The sequence below is a fragment of the Fibrella forsythiae genome, from assembly GCF_017353175.1.
Taxonomy (GTDB): domain Bacteria; phylum Bacteroidota; class Bacteroidia; order Cytophagales; family Spirosomataceae; genus Fibrella; species Fibrella forsythiae.
On sequence record NZ_JAFMYW010000012.1, the window covers coordinates 225,571 to 247,929 of the forward strand.

Consider the following 22,359-nt stretch of genomic DNA (forward strand, 5'->3'; position numbering starts at 1 on the left):
ATGTTCTTGTATTGATTCCCTAAATTGAATGAATCTTTTGGCCTCGTCAGGGCTATACAGCGCTGCGTCGGTAGAAACGATGATGTACCCACATTGTCAGCATGCCATAGATACGTAGCCGGGTTATGTGGCGTACCTACGGCACGCTGAGGATAGAAATGCATCGTCACGTTCTACCGACGCTACGCTGTTAAATACCTATGAGATTGCTCGATAATCAATCAGGGCAGAGAATGCTCTTATTCCAGCTTCACGACTACGCCCTGTACCGTATTGGTCGACTCTCCCTGGTTTTGAACAGAGCCATCGGTGTAGTGAACACCGTCAGCTTTCCTGCCCAGTCGGGTTGTTACGCGGCTGATTTTGTTATTGGACGTACCTGAGCGAAGCACCACCGACTCGAAGGCCGGATGATAACCTGCCTTCACCGCCCCAAACGAACTGATGACGGAGTTAGCCAGCGTATTACCCGAACAGGCAGCGCTAAACTGCCAGCTACTTTCAACGGTCGTGGAGTGTACAGTGATATTGAGCCCATCAAACGTACTATTCTGGCAATTGATATCTATGCCCCGGTGGCCCAGGTACGTTCCGCCAATGAAATGAACGTCTCTGGCCCCGTATACCTGAAACGGCCGACTGGTCATGTTGAAATTGCCACCCCTGACCGTAATTCGCTCCGTTGAGTTATGACCGTCATCAGTAATCGAGTATCCCACGGCCGTTTCCAGCGAGGCTATGGCTGTGTTGTTGTCGGCGAGCGCGTTCTTGACATTCACAAACTCGTAGGCGATGTCCTTTGCATTGACAGACCGGTTGCGGGCGTGGTACACGTTCGTGATCAGGCCAGACAGACTAGTCGCCATCCGGTATTTTTCGCCGCTGTTCGCCGCTTTATTCTCGAAGCGATTACGCACGATGGTCAGATTGGCCAACCGGACTTTATCGTACCCCTGCGACAGGATTTCCATACCCATCCGGGGAATATTGAGAAACGAACAATCGTGAATGTATAGGTCGGAAGACGACCCGCCGGATTTACTGACCGTGCTGTATTGAATGATGCCAAACGCATTGTAATTGCCAGTGCCGGTTCCGATGAAAGTACACCGGGCAATTTCCCAGCCGTGAAACGACACCAGGTCATTGGAAAACAGCATCGGGTATCCCCCACCGGTTGATGTGGAGCGAAACGTCAGGTTATCCAGCTTCACGCGGTTCATGGCCTGTGGCCCCTGAAACAGCAACGCCGTGCTGCCCGACGTCAGGATCGTTGCGCCTGTCGGAGCCGTTACCAGCACATTGTTCCAGGCTCCGGTTCGTTGTAAACCACTGGCACCGACGTTGTACGTACCCGACAGCAGCGCCCGTTTGTTGGTTTGCGGCGACGTGAGAAACCGGTTCAGTTCGGCCACGTTTCGAATGGGTACGTTGGTCATCACGGCCACGTTCACGCGGTTGCGGCTACTGTCGGCGGGGATGGTTGAAGAGCCAAAGCACGTAGGGAACGTACCTAGCCAACTAAGGACAAACGGGAGTACTGCCAGTTGATATTTCTTCATAACGTTGTATTTGTACCCTGTAATGCCGGGGCCGGGCGGCGCACCGCTCCGGCATTACAGGGCAAAGCTGCAATGCCTACTCGATGAAACGGCGATTACTTTACACTATGGCACCCTTTCACCTAAAATATCAGAATAACAAAAAAAAATCTGGGAATTGACTAAGGGATAGAACGGCTTGTAAGGACTTACTACTATACATGACCCGTTTAGCTTCTCCCGCTAATGGCCGAACATATACTCAACACCTCTATAACGTCCAGTCCTTTCCGACAGCCCAATGGCGATCCGGTTGTACTCGACACCGACTACCTGATCCGGCAAGCGTTTGCCGAAGATGCCCGGCGCGGCTGCGAACTGCTGTTCCGCCGGTATTACCGCCCGTTATGTAGCCAGGCAGTGCGCTTTGTGCACTCACGCGACGTGGCCGAAGACCTCGTTAGCGAGGTATTTCTGAGCTTCTGGAAAAACCAGGCGCACCAGCACATTACCACATCGTATCAGGCCTACCTGTACGCAGCTGTTCGCAACCGGGCGTATACGTACCTGCGGCAGGAATTTCAGCAGGAGGCCTCCCCGTCGCAGGCTGAACTGGACAGGACCGATCCGGTGGGTTCACTCGATCCAGAGCAATTGCTCCAGTATACCGAATTGTATCAGCGCATCGAAGACACCGTACGGACGCTGCCTCCGCAGTGTCAACGCGTATTTGTCATGAGCCGGTTCGAGGGGAAGAAGCACCTTGAAATTGCCGACGAGCTTAAGATTTCGCCCAAAACGATTGAAGCGCACCTGAGCCGTGCCCTGGCCAAACTACGTCAGGTGCTCCAGATGGGGCTCTTTTTCTGGCTCACCTGCTTTACCCAACCATCCACCTCACCGATGGCTGCGTGCATCGGCCAAACGTCTGTTGCCGAATGAACCAGCTCATCACCAAAGACATGCTGTTCGAGCACTTCGCGGGCCGGTCAACAGCCTTACAACGAACCTCCATCGCCGACTGGTTGAAGCAGCCAGCTAACCAGATTCAATACATGGTCTGGCTCGACGAGTGGGAGCGGCATAACCTGCAATACGCCGCCGACGATGACAAGGGGCTATCGACGCTCATGAATCGGATAGACGCCTGGGAGCAGCAGCAACGGGCAGGTACGTTGGCAGAGGAACCCCAGGTACGTCCCCTTCGCGTTCGCTGGCGCTGGCTGGCAGCCGCTTCTGCTGTGCTGTGCCTAACCGCGGGTTTGTACGCGGGCCGACAAAGCCTGTTATACCGGACGGAAGAAACCGCTTTTGGCGAAACCCGGCAGCTAACCCTCCCCGACGGGTCACAGGTGACGCTCAATGCACACTCAGCGCTTCGATTGCCCCGATTTGGGTTTGGCGATAAAACACGAACCGTCTGGCTAACGGGCGAAGCGGCTTTCTCCATCAAACACACGCCGACGCATCAGCGCTTTACGGTGCATACCAATCGTGGCGTAGAGGTTATCGTGTTAGGAACGGAGTTCGACGTATCGGACCGGCCTGGCGGTACCAAAGTAGTGCTGAGCAAAGGGGCCATTCAGCTGAATTATTCCAGCCCGTCGGCACCTGTTCGTCAGTTGCGGTTGAAGCCTGGCGATGCCGTCAGCGTGGATCCGGTTGGGCAGCTTACGGAAAGCCACACGACTCAGCCCGCCATCAGCACGGCCTGGCGCGACCATCGGTTCGTCTTCAACAGTACGCCCGTTCACGAGATCGCCAACCTCCTCCGCGACACGTACAACCTCCAGGTTGTGCTAAAAGATCAGGCCCTGGGCGAGCGGCGCGTCACTGGCTCGTTTCAGGCCGATGATGCCGATGAGTTTCTGCAGGTAGTGGCTGAACTGCTGGAAATCAACTACCGGCAGAAGGACAACACCGTTACTTTTTTCGAATAGTGACTTTACTACCCTTATTTATCTAGACATATGTGTTCACATTTTACGCCTACAGCGCTGCCGGTTCTGCTCGTTTGTGCGTTACTCAGCGGCCCGCAACCTGCCAGTAGTCAGACGCTCGCCATGGCCCGGCAACAGCCCCGCTCAACCGGCCTTGCCCCTGCCAACGTTACTTACCGCCTGGTGGATGTCTTGAACGATCTGAAGACCCGGTACCAGACCGATATTCTGTTTGAAGATAAAACCGTTGCCAACCTGACCGTTGCCGCCGACTTGCTGAGTGAGAGCAAGACCCTGGAGAATTCACTGAGCCGGTTATTGAAACCGTTCAACCTGCGTTACAAACAGGTAAAGACAGGTACGTGGGTGATTCTGTCGCGCAAAGCAATACCCGTTCCCAGCGAATCAAGGGCGGTTGTTGCGCCCCCGAGCGTACAGGCCGTTTCGGAAAACAATCAGGTCAACAATGTATCGGCTGCACCGGTAACCACGGTGATGGCGTCGGCACCCGAAGACATCTCGATCAGCGGCGTGGTTCGGGCGGCCGATAATAACGAGCCACTGCCCGGTGTCAGTGTGGTGGTGAAGGGTACCAACCGGGGCACCGCCACCGACGCCAACGGTCGCTATCAGGTGAGTGTCCCCGAACCATCGGCCGGTCAGGTGCTGGTGTTTTCCTATGTGGGTTATCTGGCCCAAGAGGCGACGGTGGGAAACCGGTCAGAAGTGAATATCGTGCTGAAAGAGGATAGTCAGGCGTTGAATGAAGTGGTGGTGGTCGGTTACGGCACCGTTCGGAAGAGTGATCTGACCGGATCAGTGACGTCGCTCAAAGCACAGGACTTGACCCGTGGCACCAACATCAACCTGCAGCAAACGCTGATTGGTCGCTCGCCCGGGGTACAGATCTACCAGAAAAGCGGAGAGCCCGGCGCTACCATGAGCGTGCAGATCCGGGGTGTCACCTCGATTACGGGTAATAACGACCCGCTGTACGTGGTCGACGGGCTACCCGTCAACGATGCGGCAGCGATCGGGTCGGCCAGCGCGGGCGGCACTACCAGCAACCCCAATAACCGAACACCCCTCAATAGCCTTAATCCGTCTGACATTGAGTCGATTGAAATTTTAAAAGACGCGTCGGCCACGGCTATTTACGGGTCACGCGGTGCCAATGGCGTGGTGCTGATCACGACAAAACGGGGCAAAGATGGCAAGCTGCACGTGGAATACAACGGCACGTATGGCGTTCAGAAAGTCTCGAACACGCAGCGCTTTATGACCGGCGACGAGTACACCAACGTCATCAACTCCATCATTGATCTGGGAAAACTGAGTACACCTAAAGTAACGGGTACCAACGCCAACACCGACTGGCAGAGCCTGCTGCTCAGAAGCGCACCCATTCAATCGCATGACCTGTCGTTCAGCGGATCGGGCGGTAATACAAAATATTACATCTCGGTCGGGTACTTCGATCAGCAGGGGATCATGCTTAGCTCGGGAACGCGCCGGTACAACGCCCGCGTGAATCTGGAGAATGGTGTTGCCCAGAAATACAATGTCGGCATTAGCCTGACCACGTCCTACACCCGCGACAATTACAACGCGACGGGTCTGGGCCTGAACGACAACGCCAGCGCGCTGTACATGGCCCAGAACTACGACCCCACCGCCCCACCGTATAACGCCGATGGGTCATACTACCGCTCGCCGCTGATGGCACCAATGGATAACCCGCTGGCTGTGATCAACGGCCAATACGGCCTCGGCGATACGTACCGCACGTTTGGGAATATTTACGCCGAATATTTCCTGATACCATCGCTGTCGGCCAAGGTTCGGGTGGGCGTTGACCTGAACGACAACCAGCGCTTCTTCTGGATTGACCCCAGCACGCTGACCGGCCTGTCGTACAATGGTTTTGCCGACGTGCGCGATGGGAAACGGGGCTATTACCTGACGGAAGGCACATTGAATTTCAACAAGACGATCGGCGACCACCGGATTTCGGCCGTAGCCGGTACTACCTACGAACGTTATACATCGAGCGTACTGATCGCCAACTCACGTTCATTTGCCCTGCCTGATCTCACGTTCGATGCCCTGGGTACCGGCGACAACACGCTGAACGGTGTGGGCAGTGGCCGTCAGGAAAACATCCTCGTCTCCTTTCTGGGCCGGGTAAACTACGGCTACAAAGGTAAATACCTGCTGACCGGCTCAATTCGGGCAGACGGATCGGCCCGGTTTGGCCCGAACAAACGGTTCGGTTATTTTCCGTCGGCTGCGGTAGCCTGGCGTATTCACGACGAAGATTTCCTGAAAGACAACAACACACTGAGCGACCTTAAATTCCGGGCCAGCTACGGCGTGACGGGCAACCAGCCAACGACCAACTACCTCTACTTCTCGACCTATTCGGCTGGCCGAAACGCGGTCTTCAACGAGAACAAAGTGAGTTCATTGCAACCCACCCGCAGCGCCAACCCCGACCTGCAATGGGAATCGGCTGTTCAGGCAGACATCGGCCTCGATTTCGGCTTCTTCAACTCGCGCCTGACGGGTAGCATTGACTACTACAACCGCAAAACGTCGAATTTGCTGTACGACATTCCGCAGCCGTCGAGCACGGGGTTTGGCAGCCGTACCGAGAACGTGGGCAGCATGCGCAACACCGGTTTCGAGTTTGCGTTGAAAGGCGCGATCACGAGCAACAAGGCTGTGAAAGTCGACGCCGGATTCAACATTACGACCCTTAAAAATCAGGTGTTGAGTCTGGGGAACGTAGCGCAGTCGATTGGGAACGGACCAGGCAGTATCGGTCAGGTCAGCATCCTGAAAACGGGCGAATCGATCGGTTCGTTTTACGGCTACATTGTGGATGGCGTGTGGCAAACGGGCGACGACTTCGGTAAGGCCCAAACGGGGGTACGTCCCGGCGATCTGAAATACCGCGACCTGGACGGCAACAACATCATCAACGCCAGCGACCGGGTCATCCTCGGCAAATCGCTGCCCGATTTCTACTACGGTTTCAATTCGAGCGTGGCGTTCAAGGGCCTGGTACTTGATATTTTCTTTGAAGGATCGAAAGGTGCCAAGATGCTGAACAGCAGCCTGGTCGATGCGTATTACCCGGTCGATTACCGGCGCAATAAACTCGCCGTTCCGTATCTGAACCGCTGGACGCCGACCAACCCGACGAACGATTATCCGTCATTTCTGCCCAATGACGTGCAGGGGCAACGCCAGGTCACGAACAAAACGGTTGAAGACGCCTCGTATCTGCGCCTACAGGCCATTCGGTTATCGTATAAGATTCCGATGCCTAAGAACAAGTATGTCAGCGGTGCTTCGGTATTCGTGAATGGCCAGAACCTGTACACATTCACGAAGTATAGCGGTTCAGACCCAGCCGCCAACGCCCTGGGCGACAACATCTTGCGGATCGACTACAACACCTATCCGCTCACCAGAACCTTCACGGGTGGTATCAACCTTCAGTTTTAAGCCCAACGCGGAAAACAACGGGTACTAAACCTGTATCTACCATGAAAAAGACGCTATCTTATATCGCTTTCGCTTGTTTGCTGGTGACCCTCTCGTCGTGCGAATCAGCGCTGAATGTAACGCCCAAGTCGGAGTTTTCGCCCAGCAACGTACTCACCTCCGAAAGCGGCATCAAATCGCTGTTGTTCTCGGCCTACGCGCAGCAGCAAACCCAGTCGAACTCCCGCTACGTCATCAATGATTCGGAAGTCTCGACCGACATGGGTTTCAACACCGGCGGGGCCGAAAACGGGCAACTCATCACGCTCGTGAATTTCACCTGGGACCCATCCATAGGTACGTTCAACGACGATATGTGGACGCCCAACTACCGCGCCATCCGCGATGCCAATGGTGTGATCGAGAACATCGCCAACGTGAATACGTCGGAAACGAACAAAAAACTGTTTAAGGCCGAAGCGCGGGTGATACGGGCGCAGGCCTACGCGATCCTGTACAATTTCTTTGGGCCCGTTCCACTCAGAACCTCGACCACACAGGCCGGTGATCTGGCCCGGGCGTCAGACGCTGACCTGAAAACATTCATTGAAACGGAGATCACGCAATCTGTTGCCGACCTGCCCGATCCGGGTAAAGAAGAAGCCTTTGGCCGGTTCAACAAGGGCGTTGCCAATGGTATTCTGGCTAAGTTTTACCTGAACACGAAACAGTGGCAGAAAGCCGCCGATGCTGCCAAAGCCGTGATGGATCTCAATTACTATTCGTTGAATCCGAGCTTTGTCGACCTGTTCCGGGTCGAGAACGAAGGCGCGGCCAATCGCGAGATGATCCTGGTGTTGCAATGCCGCACCGAAGACCCATTCGGCAACTGGTATCAGGCGGGTGCCCTGCCACCAGCTTATAAGAGTAGTCCGCAGTTTCCAAACTACGTGTATAAATCGACCATGTCGAATTTCGCCACGCAATACCGGCTCCGCACGGCCTTCACCAGCACCTTTGCCCCTACCGACAAGCGGCTTCAGCTAATCCTGACCAGTTACATCAACAACAGCAACCAGACCGTTGATCTATCGACCGGCGACAATGCGCGTAGCTTTAAGTATTGGGACAACAACACAGTGGGGAACAACAGCGGCACCGACGTACCTGTGATTCGCTACGCCGATATCCTGCTCACCCGCGCCGAAGCGCTGAACGAATTGAACGGCCCAACGACCGAGGCTTTCGCGCTCATCAACCAGGTACGTACCCGGGCGGGCATTCCGAACCTGACCTTGACGGACACCGGCACGAAAGAGGCGTTCCGCACGGCTATTTTCCGCGAACGTGGCTGGGAATTTGTCTCAGAGGGCAAGCGCCGCGAAGACCTGATTCGGCAGGGGACGTTCATCTCACTGGCGCAGGCGCGTGGCATCACTAATGCCAAACCAGAGCGCGTCCTGTTCCCGATTCCGCAGCCAGAGGTAGACGCCAACAGACTGATGGTTCAGAATCCGGGATATTGAGGGTGGAGTTGTGCTTTGTCAGTAAGTAGTATTGGCTGGTTGATTAGTTAACTGGTTAACTAGTTAGGTACGTCGTCGCTTGCCTATGGCGAGTAACCTTTATCGATAGGGCCTCTGGCCCGGTGGTGGCTACTGAAACGGTTTTTTAGCTAATGGCTGGTACTGCGAACCACCGGGCCAGAGGCCCTCTAGCTAGGAGTCGCTCGCCACAAGCAAGCGACAACGTACCCAGCTAACCAGTCAACCAATGAACCACTCAACCAATTAACCCCTTTACCAATCAATTCATGAAAAAAGTACTGATCGTATGTATTGGCCTGTTACTCACAGCCACTGGCCTGAATGCCCAATCCAGATGGACGCCTGAAAAGGCCAATGACTGGTATAAAAAGACGGGTTGGGTCAGTGGCAGTAATTTCCAGCCCAGCACCGCCATTAACCAGCTCGAAATGTTCCAGACCGCCACGTTCGATCCGCAAACGATTGATCGTGAGCTGGGTTGGGCCGAAGGGCTGGGTATGAACGCCATGCGCGTATACCTCCACCACATCGCCTGGACATCAGACAAAGCGGGATTCAAAAAAAATCTGGATCAGTACCTCCAGATTGCCAATAAACACGGCATCAAATCAATCCTGGTGTTCTTCGACGATTGCTGGAACGACGAATATCACCCCGGTAAACAGCCTGCCCCGAAACCCGGCGTACACAATAGCGGCTGGTTGCGCGACCCCGGCACCATGATCCTGAACAAGCCCGACAGCCTGCCGATGCTGGAAGCCTACGTGAAAGATGTGATGACGACCTTTAAAAACGACAACCGCATTCTGCTGTGGGACCTCTATAACGAGCCGGGCAACAATGGCTACACCAGCAAAAGCCTGCCCCTGTTGAAGGCCGTGTTTGGCTGGGCCCGCGCCGTGAACCCATCGCAGCCCATCAGCGCCGGTCTGTGGAACTGGGGTCCCCGCTTTACCGAACTGAATGCCTTTCAACTGGAGAACTCAGACGTGATCACGTACCATCAATACGGCTACATCGATAAACACGCTGATCGAATCAACGACCTGAAACAGACTGGTCGACCGCTGATCTGCACCGAGTACATGGCGCGCCGGAACGGGAGCCTGTTCCAGACCATTATGCCGTTATTGAAGCGCGAAAATATTGGTGCCATCAACTGGGGATTCGTGGCGGGCAAGACCAACACGATCTTCGCCTGGGACACGCCTATCCCAAGCGGAAAAGAGCCTGAACTGTGGTTCCACGATATCTTCCGACCAGATGGCACGCCGTTTAGCGCCGACGAGATCAAGACAATCAAAGCCGTAACCGGCAAGAAGTAATCTTTTTTTGTCATCCCGAGGTACGAAGGATCGTGGCGTCCCTTCTGATAGCGCCTGGCACTTTTGACAGGAACGCCACGATCCCTCATGCTTCGGGATGACAAAAAATATCATTCACGTTAGTACAAATCGTTATGAAAAAGTGGCTCATTGGCCTTTCAGTAGGCGTAACTGCCCTCTCTTCCGTTCTGCTCTTCAGCGGCTTCGGTAAAAAGAAAGTGGACATCTCATCGCCTGAAGCGGCCCAGCGACCAAACATCATTGTCATCCTGGCCGACGATCTGGGTTTCTCCGACATTGGTTGCTACGGTAGTGAAATTCACACGCCGAACCTCGATTATCTGGCCAACAATGGCATTCGCTACACCCAGTTTTACAACACATCGCGCTGTTGCCCAACCCGGGCGGCCTTGCTCACCGGTCTGTACAATCACCAGGCGGGTATCGGCAAAATGACCGAAGATGACAATACAGCCGGGTATCGTGGCCACATAACCGACAACGCCGTTACGCTGGCCGAAGTGCTGAAAACGGCAGGCTACCAGACAGCCATGACGGGTAAGTGGCACGTCTCGAACACGTTTGTTCAGAAGAATCCGCAGGAGCAGATGGCCTGGCTGACCCACAAAAAAGAGGGCGGTGATTTCTCCCCACTCGATCAGTACCCGACCAGTCGGGGATTCGACCGGTATTTCGGCAACATCTGGGGCGTAGTCGATTTCTTCGACCCGTTTAGCCTGGTAAGTGGTACCAAACCGGTGCAGAACGTCCCCAAAAACTATTACCATACCGACGCCATCAGCGACACGACGGTAGCCTATATCAAATCGTTCGCCAAATCGTCGGCACCCTTCTTCATGTACGTGGCTGAAACCGCGCCGCACTGGCCCTTACATGCGTTACCCGAGGATATTGCCAAATACAAAGACACCTACAAAGGTGGCTGGGATGCTATCCGGAAAACTCGCTATCAGAAGATGGTTAAACTGGGCTTGATCGATCCGGCAAAAACCAAACTCTCTGATCGCTGGAGTAATGACCTGAGCTGGGAAGCCAACCCCGACAAGGAATGGGATACCCGCGCCATGGCCGTTCACGCCGCCATGATCGACCGGATGGATCAGGGCATCGGCAAGATGATCAAAGCCCTCCGCGAAACTGGTCAGCTCGACAACACGCTCATCCTATTTCTGTCAGACAACGGCGCTAGCCCGGAAAGCTCGGCTGGCTACGGCCCCGGCTTCGACCGCCCCGGCGAAACCCGCGACGGTCGCAAGATCGTCTACGACCTGAAAAAAGAAGTGATGCCCGGCCCACAAACCACGTTCGCCTCGATTGGACAGCGGTGGGCCAATGTGGCCAATACCCCCTACCAGTACTGGAAAGCGGAGTCGTATGAAGGTGGCACCCACACGCCCCTGGTGGCATTCTGGCCTAAAGGCATTACGGCCAAGAAAGGCAGCTACAGCCATCAGGTTGGCCACGTCATGGATTTCATGCGTACGTTCGTCGAACTGACCGGAGCAACGTACCCAACTACGTACAAAGGGCACGCCATTACCCCAACCACTGGCGTCAGCCTGGCCCCGTCATTTGCCGGAAAGAAAATAGCCGGTCACGAAACGATCTTTAACGAGCATTTCGGTGCGCGCTACGCCCGCTCAGGTGATTGGAAACTGGTTTCGGCAAGCAAAGACACTACCTGGCATCTGTTCAACCTGGCGTCCGACAAATCGGAAACGCAGGACGTAGCCGCTCAAAACCCGGATAAAGTGCGCCAGTTGAGCGGGCTTTGGCGGCAGTGGGCCACTACGCATCAGGTGCTGCCCAAACCCCAGCCGAAGCGGAATTAGCGAGTTATTTTTGTGTGGTTTCGCGGGTTCTTACTCCACACGCCAGGGCTTATAAAAAGTGAAGCGGAATGTTGTCGGCCCATCGGGCCACAACATTGGTAGACAATACAACAGCCCACCAACCGAACGTCCCGTCAGGGAAACAACATTGGTACCTGGCTAAAACCGATGTTTTGTCCCTGACGGGACGTAACTTATCGGCGGCACCACACCGTTTCCTACCAATGCTGTGGCCCGATGGGCCGATCCAGTTTTCATAAGAAAGACTTCCTTCGTACACGAAAGCAACCAGCAACGTACCTGAAAAGTAAGTGAACGAATTCAGGTATCTTTGACTATCAAAACCAGTTCATTCAGGTACGTATGTTCAGTCGACTAGTCAGTCGGGCAAGTCTTGGGGTAGCAGTTCTGGTAGGGCTTGCCGCTTGTCAGCAAAACAGGTCAGACAACGCACAATCAAGCGCTACTGCGGTTTCCTCCGGCTCAACAATCGCCGATACCGCCATTACCAGTTGCCATGCCAGCCTGCCAGCCCGAATGGCGTCGGGTACGTCGGCACAGACGTTGACGGCAGGCCATTCTGCCGACCACAAGGGCATGGTCGCCATTCCCGCAGGTACGTTTCAGATGGGTGCAGATAATGACCAGGCACGGCCCGACGAATACCCGAAACACACGGTTTGCCTCGATGGCTTCTGGATGGATGCCGGAGAGGTAACCAACGCGGAATTTGCCCGGTTTGTGAAAGCCACCGGCTACATAACCACCGCCGAACGCAAACCCGATTGGGAAGAGATGCGCAAGCAACTACCACCCGGCACCCCAAAACCCGCTGATGACTTGCTGGTAGCCAGTTCGCTGGTCTTCACGATGCCCGATCAGGCCGTTTCGCTCAGCGATTATAGCCAGTGGTGGAAATGGGTGGCCGGAGCCGACTGGCGACATCCCGAAGGTCCCGGCAGTTCCATTGCAGGCAAAGACAATTACCCCGTTGTGCAGGTATCCTGGGACGATGCGCAGGCCTATGCCAAGTGGGCAGGCAAGCGACTACCAACCGAAGCCGAATGGGAATGGGCCGCGCGTGGAGGCCTAAAACAGGCCATCTATCCCTGGGGCGACGAACCTGTTGACGCCGGGAAGCCTAAAGCCAATAGCTGGCAGGGGACGTTCCCGAACAGGAATACCAAACGCGACGGATTCAACTGGACAGCCCCCGTAAAGTCGTTCACGCCAAATGGCTACGGCCTTTACGATATGGCCGGTAATGTCTGGGAATGGTGCAGTGATTTCTACCGCCCCGATTATTATGAGACGCAGGCCAGAGCCGGCGTTGTTAAAAACCCGACCGGCCCCCTGCAAAGCTTCGATCCCGACGAACCCACTGTGCCGAAACGGGTACAACGCGGCGGCTCGTTCCTTTGCAACGATTCGTATTGCAGCAGCTATCGTTCAGCCGCCCGCATGAAATCCAGCCCTGATACCGGCCTTTCCCATACCGGCTTCCGCTGCGTCATGGACTGACTGACTGTTTAGCTTCACGCTATCACGAATCCAACCAAATAGACCATAAAAATGCCCCTGCTTAAGCGTGAATTAGCTTAAGCAGGGGCATTTTTAATTCGCAACAGCTGACCGTTACCGGGCGGGAATCTGCGCGGTTGGAGCTACAGGCTCTTTTGCAGGAATTTTCTGATCACGCATGGCGGCGTTATACACGAAGGCTGCCACTACAGTAGCGGCCTGTTTCAGATCATCGGGTTGCAGGTGATCGTAGGTATCCATGTTCGTATGGTGGGTACGTGTGTTGTATTCGATCCGGTCCTGAATGAACTGGAATCCCGGAATACCCACCCGGTCGAACGACTGGTGATCGGTACCACCCGTGTTTTGGGCCGTTACGGTCGTTGCGCCCAGATCGTTGAACGGCTTCAGCCACTGCGAGAAAATTGGTCCGGCAGCTACGTTGCCCTGCAGATAAATACCCCGGATCTTACCCGTTCCGTTATCGACGTTGAAGTAAGCCGAAATATTCTCGCCGTCTTTCGTCAGCTTGCTGGTCTTGGCATCGACCAGGTGGTTCGTCACATAATTCCGTGAGCCGAACAGGCCCTGCTCTTCGCCGCTCCACAGCGCAATACGGATGGTCCGGCGAGGCTTCGCGCCAACGGCCTTCAGAATCCGAACGGCCTCCATCATGACCGAACTGCCAGCGGCGTTGTCGGTAGCACCCGTAGCGGCATGCCACGAGTCAAGGTGAGCACCGAGCATTACCACTTCATCTTTCAACTTCGGATCAGTACCCGGAATTTCGGCCAGTACATTGTAGCCCTTGATGTCGTCGGCGAAGAATTTGGTTTTCACGTCGACCTCCAGCTTCACAGGTACGTTCGCCTTCATCAACCGGCACAGCATCATGTAATCTTCCGCCGAGATCGACAGGTCGGCCAGATCATCAGGCACGGCACCCAGGGCCGCGTTGGCGTAGTCGCCGCTTACGAACAGCGTACCGTCTTTGCTGGTTTGCGTACTGTTCAGGATACCAACGGCGCCTTCCGTTTTGGCCATTTTGCGCATCTTCTGGTTGAAGACGTTACGGGTCCGCATGGTCTGCATCATCCGGCGCATGGTCGAATCACCACCCGCGCCACCGCGTTGGCCACCGCCACCCCGTGGGGCTTCTGCACTCGCCATTTTCTGCAATTCGTCATCCGTGTAACGATCGGCATCAGCTTTGAACGAAGGCGATATCTTATACGACTGGTCCATCAGAATAATCTTATTCTTTAGCTTACCCTTATAATTTTCCAGGGCCATCGTATCGGTATCCGTAATGAAAAGTATGTCGGCCGTTTGCAGCTTGTTCGTACTGCCGCTCCAGGCACGGGGAACGGCGATCATCGACTTGTAATACGGGGCGGTCATGGCGAAATAAGAGCGTTCTACGTTCCAGCCTTTTCCCCAATCGCCCCACGATTCGAGGCGGGCGTTTTGCAAGCCGTAACCAGCCAGTTTTCCTTTGGCGTAGTTGGCCGCATTGACATAACCAGGGCCCTGAATCCGGGGGCCATTCACGTCGGTCAGGTGAAAAGCCAGATCCATTACCTGCGACTTTTGCATTCCTTCCTGACGAATCTTGTCCATCGTAGCCATGTCAATTTTCTCGTCCTGGCCATAAGAAAGTAACGAACCGCCAACGAGCAGTCCGGTGAGTAGTAGTTTGTTTGTCATGAAATATGGTAAAGTTGGGGAAGTAGCCCGAAGATAACGATTTAGCGTTAGTGAGTAGTCATTTGGCAATACGTTACTGCTTTAGGTCTATATTTTCGCAGCCAAATGCTACATATGACAGAATATAGTTTTGTAAACTGAACATTCAGCAGAAAGCGCCAGTCCGATCACATTCCTTCATTAACAAATTAAGATGACTTATCTGGCAACGGGCTAAACGCCTACTTTTGTCAGGTCTACGATTCAGCTAATCCGAATGAAACACCTCATTACTCTTGGCCTGTTAGGCTGCGCCTTATTCACAGGCTGCCGGACCAGCCAGACAACCAGTTCGCAACAACCCGTCACCACCATTGCCTTTGGTTCATGCAGCGACCAGAAGCGGCCACAACCGCTCTGGGATGACATCGTGGCGCAAAAGCCCGACGTCTGGGTGTGGCTTGGCGACAATATCTACGGCGATTCGGAAAGTATGGACACGTTGCGTGCCAAGTACGATCGACAGAAATCGAACCCGGTCTATAAGCAACTACGCCAGTCGACACAGATCATCGGCGTTTGGGACGATCATGATTATGGCGTGAACGATGGTGGCAAAGAGTATCCGAAGCGCAAGGAAAGTCAGCAGGTGATGCTCGATTTTCTGGACGTACCGGCCACCAGCCCTCTCAGGAAGCAGGAAGGCGCATACTCGGCCCACACCTATGGGCCAAAAGGGCAACGGGTAAAGGTAATTTTGCTGGATGCCCGGTATTTCCGTGACCCGCTGAAGAAAAACGGGAAAGACAACGTACCTGACCCATCAGGCGATATGCTGGGGGAAGCCCAATGGCGTTGGCTGGAAAAGGAACTAACCAACTCCGACGCTGATGTACATGTCATCGGTAGCGGCGTTCAGGTGCTGCCCGAAGAACACGTCTATGAAAAATGGGCTAACTTCCCCACCGCCCGTCAGCGCCTGCTTGAGCTACTGGTCAAGACGATGCCCAAAGGTGCCCTCTTTATCAGCGGCGACCGACATATGGCCGAAGTATCGAAAGTGACCGTACCCGGCCTCAGTTATGCCCTTTTCGACATCACCAGTAGCGGCCTGACCCACGTATCGAAACCACACGTAGAAGCCAATAAACACCGCGTTGGCGAGATGGTGACTGAACTAAACTACGGCCTGATCACGATCGACTGGAACAAAAAACCGCTAACCGCCACAGTCAAGATCAACGGCGACAAACAGGCAACGTACCTGACGCAGGAAGTTACCTTTTAGCGTAGTTTCTTCGCTGGTTGAGTCCCCTGACTAGCCAGCGAAGAAACTACAGCGCGAAAACAATAGTCTACAGCTAGGCCTGTTCCAGCGCAGCGATATCGAGTTTGGTCATGTTCAGCATGGCGGCCATGGCTCGCTTTGCTTTGGCCGGATCTTTATGGCTAAGCAGACTACCTAGTGCAGAGGGCACCACTTGCCACGATACCCCAAATCTATCTTTCAGCCAACCGCACTGCCCTTTTTCGCCCCCATCGGATAGTTTCTCCCAAAAGTGATCGATCTCTTCCTGCGTTTCGCAGCTGATGAAAAGCGAAATACCATTGGTAAAGCTGAAACTCGGCCCACCGTTCAGGGCATAAAACGGTTGGCCATCGAGTTGAAACACAACAGACATAGCACTTCCCGGTTGGCCGGGTCCAGCGTCGCCGGATCGGCTTACATGGGTAATGGCTGAGTTTTTGAATACAGACGTATACAGCGTTGCGGCCTCTTCGGCTTGATTGTTAAACGTCAGGAATGTAGTGATCTTTTGCATGTTGTTTACCGGTTTATGAAGAGCAAATGTAACGCAGAAGCTGCTGGTCGGTAGTGGGTAAGAATGACAATGTGAGGGGGGAATCAAGCCAATACATGTGGATTGGGCCTACGAAAAACGCCCCGAAATAAAGCTATTCCGGGGCGTTTCTGCTTATTGTACTGGCCAGCGTGTATTGCGTCGAGCGACAGCACCAACCACTTACTTTCCGTTCATTACCTTACCCGACTTCGTCTCGTCGAGCTGTTTCGTCAATTCCTTCACCGCCGTGCTCAGCTGTAGATTCTGGTCGGTGTAGCTCTCACCGATGGGGCGCGACACAGGTACGTCGACGGGGCGGGGAGCCAGTTCCATGTCTTTGCCTGTGTTATCGGTAATCTTCGAGAAGGGCAGTCGAATCGACGAACCATCGATGAGTTGCGCTGCCGATGTAAAGATGATCCAGCCGGCGGTTGGTTCGCCCACCACTTTTCCCAGTTTCAGCGAACGGTACCCTTCCGTGAAATCCTCGGCATCAGACAGTGAATGTTGGTTCGTGACCAGAATCGTTGGCGTTTCCAATGCACGCTGACCCAGTTGTGATCGGGCCGGTGCGGCGGGCAACCCGCGTGATGTCATGGTCAGGTAGCCTTTCCGGGCGAATACATCGATGGCGTACGGATTGACGAAGCCACCGTTGTTGTTGCGCACATCTACGACCACGCCCTCGCGCGCATGATTGTCGGCATCCAGGTCAATGTACAACTGGTTCAGCGACTCGGCCGACATATCGAACATGTGAACGTACCCGAGCCGTCCGTTGCTGGCTTTGTCAACGAAGTCACGTTGCTGCTGAACCCACTGTTTATAGAGTAACCCCTTCTCCGTTGCCAGATTGACCGGCAACACGCTTACGTCTTTAGGCGCGGCCGTTGGGCCAGTTGCCACGGCCAGCGTAATGCGGCGGTTGATTTTGTTGTTCAGCAACTGGTCCAGATTGGTAGTGGCGTCGATCGTTGTCCCATCAACGGATAGCACGTAATCACCGGTTTTGATCGTTCCGGACAGGAAAGCGGGGCCCAGGTTAACTACCTCGGTAACCATCAGCTTACCCGTATTCTCGTAGGTGATCCGGTCAAAACGCAGGCCCAGCCGTCCGGTCGTAATGTCAACAGCGCCTTGCGGACCCGATACGCCCGAGTGTGACGCATTCAATTCGCCTACCATCAGGTTTAGTAAGCGGCGAAGTTCGTCGGGGGTTCTGGCTCCTGCGGCATAGGGTTCGTAGTTTGCTTTTATGTCGTTCCAGTTCGTGCCGTGGAACTCAGGGTCGTAGAAACCTTTGTTCTGCACGTCCCACGCCTGCTGGAACACTTGCAGTTTTTCGGTCGCAAAATCAACGTCCAGCTCAGCAGTCACGGCCAACGGTTTAGGCTCCCTCGATGTGAGCGAGATCGACTGAATACGGCCCTGCTCCAGGTAGTAAACGTCTTTCCCGTCGGCGGTGAACTGCGCGTTGCTCTTTTGCCCCGGCGTGGTTGTCAGCTGACGTGCCACAGGTCGTTCGCTACCTGTTTCGTCCAGTGAGTAGGTGTACAGATTCTGCCGACCGGCCACACTGGCAACCAGCAACAGCGTTTTTCCATCTTTACTGATCGTCTGCTGATCCACTTCGATTCCCACCGGCAACAGGCTGAGCCGCTGACGGATACCATCGAACACAACAGTTGTGTTTTCTTTCCCCACCCCTTTCGACTTTGCGGTTGTATCGAGTGGCGTACGACCTTGTGGGGCCGTTGACGTGCTGGTTGGCGTTGTGGTTCTCACGTTGCGGGGCACCTCCTCATTAAACAGGTCACGGAACTGATCTTCACGGAATTTAGGCAGCTTCGGCACCAGATCGACGCGGGCAATCTGGGCGGTTTCGGTACGCTGATTGGTACCAAACAGAATGTACTTGCCATCGGGGCTCCAGTTCACGTTGCCGCCAAAGGTATTGGCCAGAAAGCTCACCGGCTTAGCCTCACCACCAGCGATTGGCACCACCCACACATTGCGGAAGGTTTTGGTACCATAAGCCACAAACGCCAGCCATTTGCCATCGGGCGAGAAGGTCAACGTACCTGACCCGGCAAAGGGTGCCCGCCCCAGATAACCTTTGTACAGCACCCGGTCTTTCCTGGTGCCCATATCCATAATGCGTAATTCCTGCCCATTGCGCATAAACGCCACTGACTGCCCATCTGGCGACACCACGGGCGAACTGTCGTCGAGCGGTGAATTGGTCAGGCGGGTTTCGGCGTTGGTCGAAAAATCGTACTGGAACAGGTTGGCCATGCCATGGCGCGTGCTGGCGTAAATTAAACTGCGGCTGTTGGGCATCCAGGCCACCTGCGACTCTACGGCGGGGCTATTACTCACCCGAACGGCATCGCCACCATCTTTGGCCGACGCCGCAAACACCTCACCGTGGGCCGTAAACGCCACTTTCTTCCCATCCGGCGAAACGGCAAGATCCCGGAATTGCGTGGTCAGCTTCTGGTGATCGACAGACGAGCCAGCCGCTGCACCGCGCAGCCGAATGGCAACCGGCGTGGCCTTTTTCGAGGCAATATCATACGACCAGATCTGGAAATCACGCTCAAACACGATCGACTTCCCGTTGTTACTAATCGACGGCCACAGCACCCGACCATCTTTAAACGTGGTCAGCATGGTAGCCGCCCCTTTCATTGGCTTCGACCACAGGTTCTGGCTTCCGTTCCGGTCCGACATGAAGTAGATCGTCTGTCCGTCGGTGCTCCAGATCGGCCAGAGTTCCTTGGCCCCGCCTTCGGTGAGGCGTTCGTAGGTTGGTTTATCACCCTTTTTTGCCCCGATCTTGCATGTCCAGATCTCGGTCTGATCCAGGTGGCTGCTGCCTTTGCGCCACCACTGCGCCGCCGAAATACCGCGTGCTGAAAAAGCCAGCGTAGACCCATCGGGCGACGGTGTGCCAAAGAATTCGCTAGCGTAGCGGTCGGCCGTAACGGGCATCGGCGTTCCACCCGTAATGGCTACCCGGTACATGTCGTTCATGCTGGAAATATCCCGGCTTGTCGACTGGAAATACACCATCTTCCCATCTTTGGCCCAGGCCGTCAGGCTTTCGGCGCCATCGTCAAACGTCAGCCGACGAAGATCACCGCTTTCCAGCGTCAGCAGGTAAATGTCGCCGTTGCCCGAACGGGTCGACGCGAAGGCGAGGTATTTCCCATCGGGCGAGTAGAGCGGTCGCGACTCATTGTCGGCGTGGGCAACCAGCAACCGGGCTTCGCCACCAGCGGCAGGAACGGTCCAGATATCGCCACCTGAAACGAACGCGATTTCGTTGCCATCGGGCGAGATTGTTGGCTCGGCAAAGGCATATTTAGGGACCGGGCCAGCCGATTGCGCAAAAACCGTTGGATAACTACTAACCCAGCAGGCGAGGAAAGGAACGAAGAATCGTACACGTTTGAGCATAAGAGAATGCGTGATGAAGAAAGTTGTTGAACGTACCTGAAAAGCAGTATTCTAAATATAAATACTGAATAGATGCTGTTCACAACCAATTAGTTAAGCACGCCGAATAGCTTTGTTTTATCGCTTTATTTCGTCGAAAAGTTTTATTATATCAGTATACAAACGAGCGATAAGCCAGTTGAACAGTTATGTTATCTAGTAGTTCTATCGAAAAAATTGCTAATCGACTAAATCGACTACGACTATGCCACGGGGAGATAAATCGGCTTATACGGACAAGCAAATCCGTCAGGCTGAACACATTGAAGAAGGGTATGAAAAACGGGGAATGCCCGAAGAGGAAGCAGAAAGTCGGGCCTGGGCAACGGTGAATAAGATTTCAGGGGGCGGCAAGAAAAGTGGCTCTGGCCGTGGCCATGCCGAAAACAAAGAATCGTACGAAACAGGTGGTAAGAAAGGCGGCGCAGCCTCAGCGTCACGCACTGCCGAAGAACGCTCTGCATCAGCCAAAAAAGCAGCAGAAACCCGGAAGAAAAATGCGGCCGCAAAATAATTAGTTGGCTTCAGCCCCAACCCCCTAAAGGGGGCTAATGCTCCGTCAGTCTTCCTTCGCGGAGCATTAGCCCCCTTTAGGGGGTTGGGGCTGAAGCCGAAGCTTACGCCAATGTCATTGTTTCAGTGTACACTCCCCCAAACCGGTCGGTTGCGCGTACCGTGATTTTCTTCGCTGATACTGATGGCTGGAAGAAAAACAGGTGATCGGTCATGGTGGGGTCAACGAACTTATGCTTTTTGGGCAGATCGGGGCCCGCGTAGAGTTCAACCGCCCAGGGGTCATGAGCAACGCGCTGTTCGGGCGTCCCTTTCATAACGCCATCTTCGAGCCACTCCAGTTTCCACTTGGGGTCCCAGTTCCAGACGTTTACCGCCATGTGGTCTGGGGCCGTTTTTACGCGGCCTTTTTCGTAGAGCCGAAGCTGGTGCTCGCGTGGCTTGCCCGTCGATTTATAATACCAGCGAATATCGCCGCCATCGACTTCGTATACTGCGTAGCCGCTCGGTGTACCATCGCTACAGATTGGGCCAGTCCACCACGCGCCGCAAACGGTTCCGTGTACGTGTTCCATGACAGAGCCTTCTTCCCACTTTTCGTTCACGTGCGTATGGCCCGACATGATGTGTGCGTTGAACGGCTTCAGCATCTCGTACAACTGTTTCCGGTTCGACACGCTGCCGCCCAGTTCCTCTTCTTTCAGATTCTCGCGGCGTTTGTGGCCCGTCTGTGTCGGAATATGCAGGCTGACAACCACCGTTGTACCGGGCTTCACCAATTTTAGATCCTGCTCCAGCCAGTGTAGCTGGTTTTCGGTCAGGTAGCCGATGTACTTTTTCGCTGTGCCTATGAAAAATACATCGTCGAGCATCACGTAATGCACCTGCCCCCGGTTAAACGAATAATACGTCGGGCCGAATTGCTGCTTGAAGGTTTTCGCCGAGTAGTCGTCTGAACGCGCATCGAGGTCAAGGTCGTGGTTGCCGATGACGTTGAAGAAAGGCACACCGGTCATGCCGATCGCCTCTTTGTAGTCGGCATACAGCTCGAAATGATCCCATACCAGATCGCCGCAGCCGATACCGTGAAAGAGTGAGTCTTTCGGGTACGAGGCCACCAGATCGCGAAGGTCGGGGGCCGATTGAGCTTTTAGTTGCTCACCGTCTTTTTTAGAGATAATCTGTGTATCAGCCCAGACCACAAACTGGTGTTTTCGGTCATCGACAGCCAGCTTTTCCAGCTTGAAATCGGCTGTAAGCCCGCCATTTTTCGCGGTGATGGGCTGGAAGAACTGCGCCACACCACGCTCATGCGGAACGGCATAACCTGCTGGCAAACTGATATACACGAACTCTGCCGCCGCAGCCGCCGGTAGCGAATACTGCCCGTTCTTGTCGGTCACCACCACCGAATAACCATCCGTCACGGCCACATTGGCAATTCCTTTGCCGTTACCAAGAACACGGCCGGTAATGGTTCCAGGTACGTTAGTTGCCGGGTACGTATGGGCTACCGCTACGGGGGCCGCTGTTGTTACGGCCGCTCCCGACCAGCCCAGGTATTTAAGAAATGATCGTCTGTTTACCATTGGTTTT

At 54.5% G+C, this 22,359-nt stretch carries 14 protein-coding genes; 9 read left to right on the top strand and 5 right to left on the bottom strand.

The window, feature by feature from the left end:
* Positions 1-239: 239 nt before the first annotated feature.
* Complete coding sequence (locus tag J2I46_RS29145) at positions 240-1,562, bottom strand: hypothetical protein (protein WP_207332627.1); 1,323 nt, start codon at positions 1,560-1,562, stop codon at positions 240-242.
* 225 nt (positions 1,563-1,787) lie between these two features.
* Between J2I46_RS29145 and J2I46_RS29150 the strand changes: the two genes are divergently transcribed.
* The 7 genes from J2I46_RS29150 (at position 1,788) to J2I46_RS29180 (ending at position 13,219) form a co-directional block, all read left to right on the top strand.
* Complete coding sequence (locus J2I46_RS29150; protein ID WP_207332628.1) at positions 1,788-2,483, top strand: RNA polymerase sigma-70 factor; 696 nt, start codon at positions 1,788-1,790, stop codon at positions 2,481-2,483.
* Positions 2,480-3,481, top strand: a complete 1,002-nt coding sequence (locus J2I46_RS29155) for a FecR family protein (protein ID WP_207332629.1) — start codon at positions 2,480-2,482, stop codon at positions 3,479-3,481. The genes J2I46_RS29150 and J2I46_RS29155 overlap by 4 nt, the downstream gene beginning before the upstream one ends.
* A gap of 30 nt (positions 3,482-3,511) precedes the next feature.
* Positions 3,512-6,994: a SusC/RagA family TonB-linked outer membrane protein gene (locus J2I46_RS29160; protein WP_207332630.1), complete on the top strand. Its 3,483-nt coding sequence runs from the start codon at positions 3,512-3,514 to the stop codon at positions 6,992-6,994.
* Positions 6,995-7,035: 41 nt separating this feature from the next.
* Positions 7,036-8,499, top strand: a complete 1,464-nt coding sequence (locus tag J2I46_RS29165; RefSeq protein ID WP_207332631.1) for a RagB/SusD family nutrient uptake outer membrane protein — start codon at positions 7,036-7,038, stop codon at positions 8,497-8,499.
* Between the two features lie 287 nt (positions 8,500-8,786).
* Complete coding sequence (locus J2I46_RS29170) at positions 8,787-9,845, top strand: cellulase family glycosylhydrolase (protein WP_207332632.1); 1,059 nt, start codon at positions 8,787-8,789, stop codon at positions 9,843-9,845.
* A 134-nt stretch (positions 9,846-9,979) separates the two neighbouring features.
* On the top strand, positions 9,980-11,698 hold the full coding sequence (locus J2I46_RS29175) for an arylsulfatase (protein ID WP_207332633.1): 1,719 nt from the start codon (positions 9,980-9,982) through the stop codon (positions 11,696-11,698).
* Positions 11,699-12,061: 363 nt separating this feature from the next.
* Positions 12,062-13,219, top strand: a complete 1,158-nt coding sequence (locus tag J2I46_RS29180; RefSeq protein WP_207332634.1) for a formylglycine-generating enzyme family protein — start codon at positions 12,062-12,064, stop codon at positions 13,217-13,219.
* Between the two features lie 114 nt (positions 13,220-13,333).
* Here the strand turns inward: J2I46_RS29180 and J2I46_RS29185 are convergent, their stop codons facing one another.
* Positions 13,334-14,926, bottom strand: a complete 1,593-nt coding sequence (locus J2I46_RS29185) for a M28 family metallopeptidase (RefSeq protein WP_207332635.1) — start codon at positions 14,924-14,926, stop codon at positions 13,334-13,336.
* Positions 14,927-15,182: 256 nt separating this feature from the next.
* Between J2I46_RS29185 and J2I46_RS29190 the strand changes: the two genes are divergently transcribed.
* A complete protein-coding gene (locus J2I46_RS29190) occupies positions 15,183-16,193 on the top strand; it encodes an alkaline phosphatase D family protein (RefSeq protein ID WP_207332636.1) in 1,011 nt (336 codons plus the stop codon).
* Positions 16,194-16,266: 73 nt separating this feature from the next.
* On the opposite strand, the gene J2I46_RS29195 is transcribed toward J2I46_RS29190, so the two are convergent.
* Positions 16,267-16,728 carry a VOC family protein gene (locus J2I46_RS29195; RefSeq protein WP_207332637.1) on the bottom strand — a complete coding sequence of 154 codons (462 nt, stop codon included), beginning with the start codon at positions 16,726-16,728 and terminating at the stop codon, positions 16,267-16,269.
* A 201-nt stretch (positions 16,729-16,929) separates the two neighbouring features.
* Positions 16,930-20,211: a S41 family peptidase gene (locus J2I46_RS29200; protein WP_207332638.1), complete on the bottom strand. Its 3,282-nt coding sequence runs from the start codon at positions 20,209-20,211 to the stop codon at positions 16,930-16,932.
* Positions 20,212-20,455: 244 nt separating this feature from the next.
* On the opposite strand from J2I46_RS29200, the gene J2I46_RS29205 reads away from it, so the two are divergent.
* Complete coding sequence (locus J2I46_RS29205; protein ID WP_207332639.1) at positions 20,456-20,764, top strand: plasmid stabilization protein; 309 nt, start codon at positions 20,456-20,458, stop codon at positions 20,762-20,764.
* A gap of 103 nt (positions 20,765-20,867) precedes the next feature.
* Here J2I46_RS29205 and J2I46_RS29210 read toward each other — a convergent pair whose 3' ends face one another.
* Positions 20,868-22,352, bottom strand: a complete 1,485-nt coding sequence (locus tag J2I46_RS29210) for a calcineurin-like phosphoesterase C-terminal domain-containing protein (RefSeq protein ID WP_207332640.1) — start codon at positions 22,350-22,352, stop codon at positions 20,868-20,870.
* Positions 22,353-22,359 lie beyond the last annotated feature (7 nt).

Bases quoted from the DNA above. Each gene is read 5' to 3' on its own strand.
- J2I46_RS29145 (WP_207332627.1), bottom strand. From the start codon at position 1,562: ATGAAGAAATATCAACTGGCAGTACTCCCGTTTGTCCTTAGTTGGCTA.
- J2I46_RS29150 (WP_207332628.1), top strand. From the start codon at position 1,788: ATGGCCGAACATATACTCAACACCTCTATAACGTCCAGTCCTTTCCGA.
- J2I46_RS29155 (WP_207332629.1), top strand. From the start codon at position 2,480: ATGAACCAGCTCATCACCAAAGACATGCTGTTCGAGCACTTCGCGGGC.
- J2I46_RS29160 (WP_207332630.1), top strand. From the start codon at position 3,512: ATGTGTTCACATTTTACGCCTACAGCGCTGCCGGTTCTGCTCGTTTGT.
- J2I46_RS29165 (WP_207332631.1), top strand. From the start codon at position 7,036: ATGAAAAAGACGCTATCTTATATCGCTTTCGCTTGTTTGCTGGTGACC.
- J2I46_RS29170 (WP_207332632.1), top strand. From the start codon at position 8,787: ATGAAAAAAGTACTGATCGTATGTATTGGCCTGTTACTCACAGCCACT.
- J2I46_RS29175 (WP_207332633.1), top strand. From the start codon at position 9,980: ATGAAAAAGTGGCTCATTGGCCTTTCAGTAGGCGTAACTGCCCTCTCT.
- J2I46_RS29180 (WP_207332634.1), top strand. From the start codon at position 12,062: ATGTTCAGTCGACTAGTCAGTCGGGCAAGTCTTGGGGTAGCAGTTCTG.
- J2I46_RS29185 (WP_207332635.1), bottom strand. From the start codon at position 14,926: ATGACAAACAAACTACTACTCACCGGACTGCTCGTTGGCGGTTCGTTA.
- J2I46_RS29190 (WP_207332636.1), top strand. From the start codon at position 15,183: ATGAAACACCTCATTACTCTTGGCCTGTTAGGCTGCGCCTTATTCACA.
- J2I46_RS29195 (WP_207332637.1), bottom strand. From the start codon at position 16,728: ATGCAAAAGATCACTACATTCCTGACGTTTAACAATCAAGCCGAAGAG.
- J2I46_RS29200 (WP_207332638.1), bottom strand. From the start codon at position 20,211: ATGCTCAAACGTGTACGATTCTTCGTTCCTTTCCTCGCCTGCTGGGTT.
- J2I46_RS29205 (WP_207332639.1), top strand. From the start codon at position 20,456: ATGCCACGGGGAGATAAATCGGCTTATACGGACAAGCAAATCCGTCAG.
- J2I46_RS29210 (WP_207332640.1), bottom strand. From the start codon at position 22,352: ATGGTAAACAGACGATCATTTCTTAAATACCTGGGCTGGTCGGGAGCG.